This is a genomic window from Anaerosporobacter sp., from assembly GCF_965301125.1.
Genome location: NZ_CBDLAM010000245.1, coordinates 1 through 4,738, shown reverse-complemented (window position 1 = coordinate 4,738; position 4,738 = coordinate 1). Strand labels below are relative to the sequence as shown.

4 protein-coding genes are annotated in these 4,738 nt (G+C 33.2%); 3 read left to right on the top strand and 1 reads right to left on the bottom strand.

From position 1 onward, the window contains the following. Both ACW2QF_RS17885 and ACW2QF_RS17880 read left to right on the top strand, forming a co-directional pair. On the top strand, window positions 1–218 hold a 218-nt coding region (locus ACW2QF_RS17885; protein ID WP_455717378.1), incomplete at its 5' end, for an N-acetylmuramoyl-L-alanine amidase. Window positions 219–246: 28 nt separating this feature from the next. Then, window positions 247–2,040, top strand: a complete 1,794-nt coding sequence (locus ACW2QF_RS17880) for a glycoside hydrolase family 10 protein (protein ID WP_455717377.1) — start codon at window positions 247–249, stop codon at window positions 2,038–2,040. A 72-nt stretch (window positions 2,041–2,112) separates the two neighbouring features. Here ACW2QF_RS17880 and ACW2QF_RS17875 read toward each other — a convergent pair whose 3' ends face one another. Then, window positions 2,113–3,990 (bottom strand): DUF4914 family protein, encoded by a 1,878-nt coding sequence (locus ACW2QF_RS17875; protein WP_455717376.1) that lies wholly within the window; start codon window positions 3,988–3,990, stop codon window positions 2,113–2,115. A 493-nt stretch (window positions 3,991–4,483) separates the two neighbouring features. On the opposite strand from ACW2QF_RS17875, the gene ACW2QF_RS17870 reads away from it, so the two are divergent. Continuing rightward, the coding region (locus ACW2QF_RS17870) for a hypothetical protein (protein WP_455717375.1) at window positions 4,484–4,738 on the top strand (255 nt) is incomplete at its 3' end.

The window sequence follows — 4,738 nt, the reverse complement described above, 5'->3', positions numbered from 1 at the left end:
TTATTAATTCATTTAATTTTACAAATAGAAAAGTAAAGACGGCAAATTATGCAGTTATTAAGAAAAACACAGTACCTGCAATCTTAATAGAATTAGGATTTATATCGAATAGTTCTGACTTGAAAAAAATTAATAATACTACAAATCAAAAGAAATATGCTGAAAAAATCTATCAATTAACAGAAGAGGTATTTAAACAATATCCTACTGGTAGATAATACTTGATTCATAAATGGGAGGATTAGAATGACACAGAAAAAGGGACATCGTTTTCAATTGTTTCTGTTCGCATTTGCTTTCGTTTTATGCATGTTTATTTCCCGTGCAAACGTTGTAAGTGCAGCTAAAGATACAAAGAAGCCTGCAATAACCCTAACGGTAAAGAATACAAAACCAACGAATGGTACAGTAAAAGTAACATTCAAAGTTACAGATTCTTCTGGTATTAAAACTGTAAAATGGGCAAAAGGTGACCAAAAAACTTCTTATTTTTCTAAAAAAGGAACAGTAGTAAAACTAAAGAAAAGTACATCTACAGTTACAATTAAAGAAAATGGGAAATACACGTTTTATGCAATTGACAAAGCTGGTAACACGAAAATCAAGAAATTAGAAATTACCAATATTGATAAAACAGTTCCAACCGTTTCGTTAAAATCATCTGTAATGAATCAAGCTGCGACAATTAAAGTGTCTTCTAAAGATGCTTCAGGAATTGCAAGTGTGCAATACTTAAAGGGTAAAGTTACAGACAAAGATTCAGAAAAATGGACTACGAAAGCGAAAAATGTTTCAAATTTAAAAAGCTTTAAAGTTAAATCAGATGGAACTTATAGTGTTAAAGTAACAGATAAAGCTGGAAATTCTAGAATTAAGACAATTTCTATTACATTAGAAATGAAGGCAATGTGGATTTCTTATCTTGAATTCAAATCTACAGGATATACAGAAGCACAATTCAAAGCAAAAATTGATGAAATGTTTGATAACTGTGTTGATTTAAAGATGAATACAGTAATAGTACAAGTTAGAGCATTTGGTGATGCAATGTATCCATCAAAATACTTCCCATGGTCTAAATATGTATCGGGTAAACAAGGTAAAGATCCAGGTTATGACCCATTGGAGTATATGGTAGATGCAGCACACGAAAGAGGCTTAGAATTCCATGCATGGTTAAATCCATATCGTGTAACTTCTCAGTCAGGAGATTACTCTGCATTAGCTGAAGATAATTATGCTAGAATATGGTATGAAGATGATGATACAACAAATGACCGTAATATCTTAGAGTTTGATACAGATGGTGATAAGAAGCCTAATATTTATTTTAACCCAGCATCAACTGCTGCACAAAAGTTAATTATTAACGGAGTAAAAGAAATCGTTACAAATTACGATGTAGATGGAATTCATTTTGACGATTATTTCTATCCAAACCTTGGTTCTAAATATAAGAGTACATTTGATAACGTAGAATATAATGAATATGTTGCAAAATGCATCGAAAATGAAAAAAAACCAAATACAATTGAAGTTTGGAGAAGAAACAATGTTAATACGTTAATTAAGAAATTATATGCCGAAATTAAAGACATTGATTCAAGTGTTCAATTTGGTATAAGTCCTGCAGGTAATCCAGTTAACCTATATCTTAAACAAGGAAATTATGTAGATGTGAATACATGGATGTCATCTGATAAATATATTGATTATATCTGTCCTCAATTATATTGGTCCTTTGAAAGCACATATACAGACAAGAATACAGGTTTCTCATCTGCATTTGATAAAGCATTGGATTATTGGTTATCACTCCGTACAAGCTCCACTGTTAAGATGTATGTAGGAATTCCTACTTACAGAGCAGGATCAAATGTGGAGACAGAATGGAAAGAAAATGATGATGTATTACAGCGTATGGTAGAATACGGACGTGATACGGGTAAGGTTGATGGTTATTTCTTCTTCCGTTATGACTTCTTCTATAAGAGTGCTACACAAGCAGAAGTAGAGAATTTATTGAGTATATTAGATTGATATGATTAGACAATAAAAATCCTCACGTTTCAGTTGAAACTGAGGATTTTTTGTATTTAAAAATATCAAATTTTAGTAAAGTCCTAAAGGAGTGATCTTACAGTAGTCTTCAATTGTACCACCATTTTTGAAACATTGGATAATTTCTTTTCCTAATGGTTGTAAGTCTGGAGTATCGAATTTCTCTAACTCACGAGCGAAGAAGTCTGTTAGGATAGCAGCACCTTTATCATAACCTTCGATACCAAGAAGTTCTTGTTTTTCACAACGAAGGAATTTAGAACGAATGAATTGGCCATCTACTTTCATTTCCTTTAACGCATAACCTAGTAATGGACAACGTGATTCAACTAAGCGATCCATCTTGAAGTTGACACCACCACGACGTGCAAGGTATTCAACAACAATGTTTTCAGGAGCAAATCCAACTTCATATACACCGATATGTTGGTTTGGAACTAAGATATATTTTGTATTTGGCGAACCCATAATTTGATCTAATAAAAGGTTTGCTTGTTTTACACGTTCACCAGTAGCGAATGGCCAATATGAGCCAACACCTTCACTTACCATACCTACTGAATCAACGATACTTGGGTTTTTATGGCCTCGTGGTGAAACAAGTCTCCATAACCAAGCAAGTGCTGGAGGAATAATGTGTAGCATACCCATAATACCGTAATTTGGATTTTCAGCTGTTGAAGGTGGCATACGAACACCAAAGCTTCTTACAGAAACCTCAACAGGTTCATTAACGATATTTTTGATATATTTTCTAGGAATGATTACACGAGGGTTTGGACAAGGTTGTCCGTCTGAATCTAGTGTATGTTCCCAAAGTAAGCAAGTAGAACCAGGAACTCCTTGAAGATTTAGGAAGATAAGTGGTTCATCTGAATGAATTGATATCTTCTCATGTTCTGGACTAGAACCATATTCAGTGATTCCGTCTACACGTAAGAACCAGCCATCTTCACCATCTGTTAAACAGAGTTTTCCACTTTGATTTTGGAAGTCAGGATGACAGATTGCCATATCATCAGTAACAGGTTTAATTGTACAAGTATCACCCATATGAATGTAGTTTGTTTCACCACTTACAGTATGAGTTCCTAATAAAACACGTCCATCTGATAGTTTCTTAACCTCTTCAAGCAATTCACTCTTACCACCGCCTGAAGCACCTTCATGCATGATAACTATTTCATTTTCATATGGAGTTACGACTTTAGCACAAGAAGCATGTGCTGTAACCCAGCCTTCACTTTCTCCAATGTCAAGCAATACACTATATACACCTTTCTTAGCCGATGGACCTGGATATAGGTTGTATGAGAATATTTCATGACAATCATCTAAACGATTGTGAACACAAACTTGTTTTCCATTAAAATGTGTATGACGGAAAGGAGGAGCTACATAGATAACGGCACGAGGTCGGAATCCTTCTGATTCTTCTGCGCTAACGAATCCTTGTAATAATGCAACACCATAAGCAAAGAAAGCAGCGTTTAAAGGACAAACTAGGAAAGAACCATAACCGTGAATATTTCCACCTGCATTGAATGGGATAGCAATAAGTTCTTGTGTTTTTAACCAGTCAAATGTTTCTTTTCGAACAGAATCAAAATCCATACCATAAACATCTTTAAATTTTGGTTTATCAGTTGGTTTGTGATCTGCGATTACCATACAGTTAGGATCACGACGACGCATATAATCCTCTACGTAGTTAACTGCAGCGCCATTCTTACAACGAACAACTTCAGCTTCTTTAACATCGCCTTTCTCTGGAATTGAATAAGTAACATCATGAACCATAGTATCTTCTGATCCATAAACTAGTTTATAAAGTTCAGCTTTAGTAGCCGGTGTATGTACACCTGCACAGTTATTTAGTAAATCTTTTAATTCGTCCGATAAATCAAATTTTTGTAACAATTCGTTCATACGAAGCCTCCTTATATTGCTTTTAGTATTGCTAATTTTCTAATGTACGATTAGAATTAGCGAATATGCTCCCCGATTAGGTTCGTGTGCAAGAGAATGTAGTGGTTACATTTCATATAGAAACGTTATTAATTGTATCGCTAATTATTATGATAGTTTTTTTATTCTGTTATATTAACGAAATGAATTGGAAAAATCAATAAAATTCAAATTACACTCAAATATCAGCACCACACTTCTTCAAATATACATGATAAATACAAGAAAGTCAAGCTAAATTACAAATCTTACAAATAAAATATTGCAAGATTTGATGATTAAACTTGCAAAAGTATTTTGGGTATCAAAATATATTCTTTATAAACAAAGAATGTACAAGCAATATTTTATAATGTGTCTTGACACTTTGCCTAGGTTGCTTAATAATGGGATGAAAGTAGTCTTTTTATCTGGAGTAAGTAAAGTAGAAAGAGAAGATTATAAGAGGTGTAAGATGAATTCGATTTTAAATATGTGCGAAAGAATTGGTTTACATGATGAAATAATAAAAGATATCATACAATTTGAAGAAACCTTTGGATTTGATTTTATTAAAGAAGAGCTTAAGCAGTTAGTAACATTTGATACAGCAAATGAAGCAAGAAGAAAACTTAAAGAAAAGTTGGGTGAAGATCACAGCGGAGTCAAGATCTTAACTTGTATGATACATTGTTTGGAAGATACATATAAAAAATATAAGCAATTAGGT

What these genes read in the sequence shown, in the direction of transcription:
- ACW2QF_RS17875 (WP_455717376.1), bottom strand. Translation starts at nt 3,990, where the DNA reads ATGAACGAATTGTTACAAAAATTTGATTTATCGGACGAATTAAAAGAT.
- ACW2QF_RS17880 (WP_455717377.1), top strand. Translation starts at nt 247, where the DNA reads ATGACACAGAAAAAGGGACATCGTTTTCAATTGTTTCTGTTCGCATTT.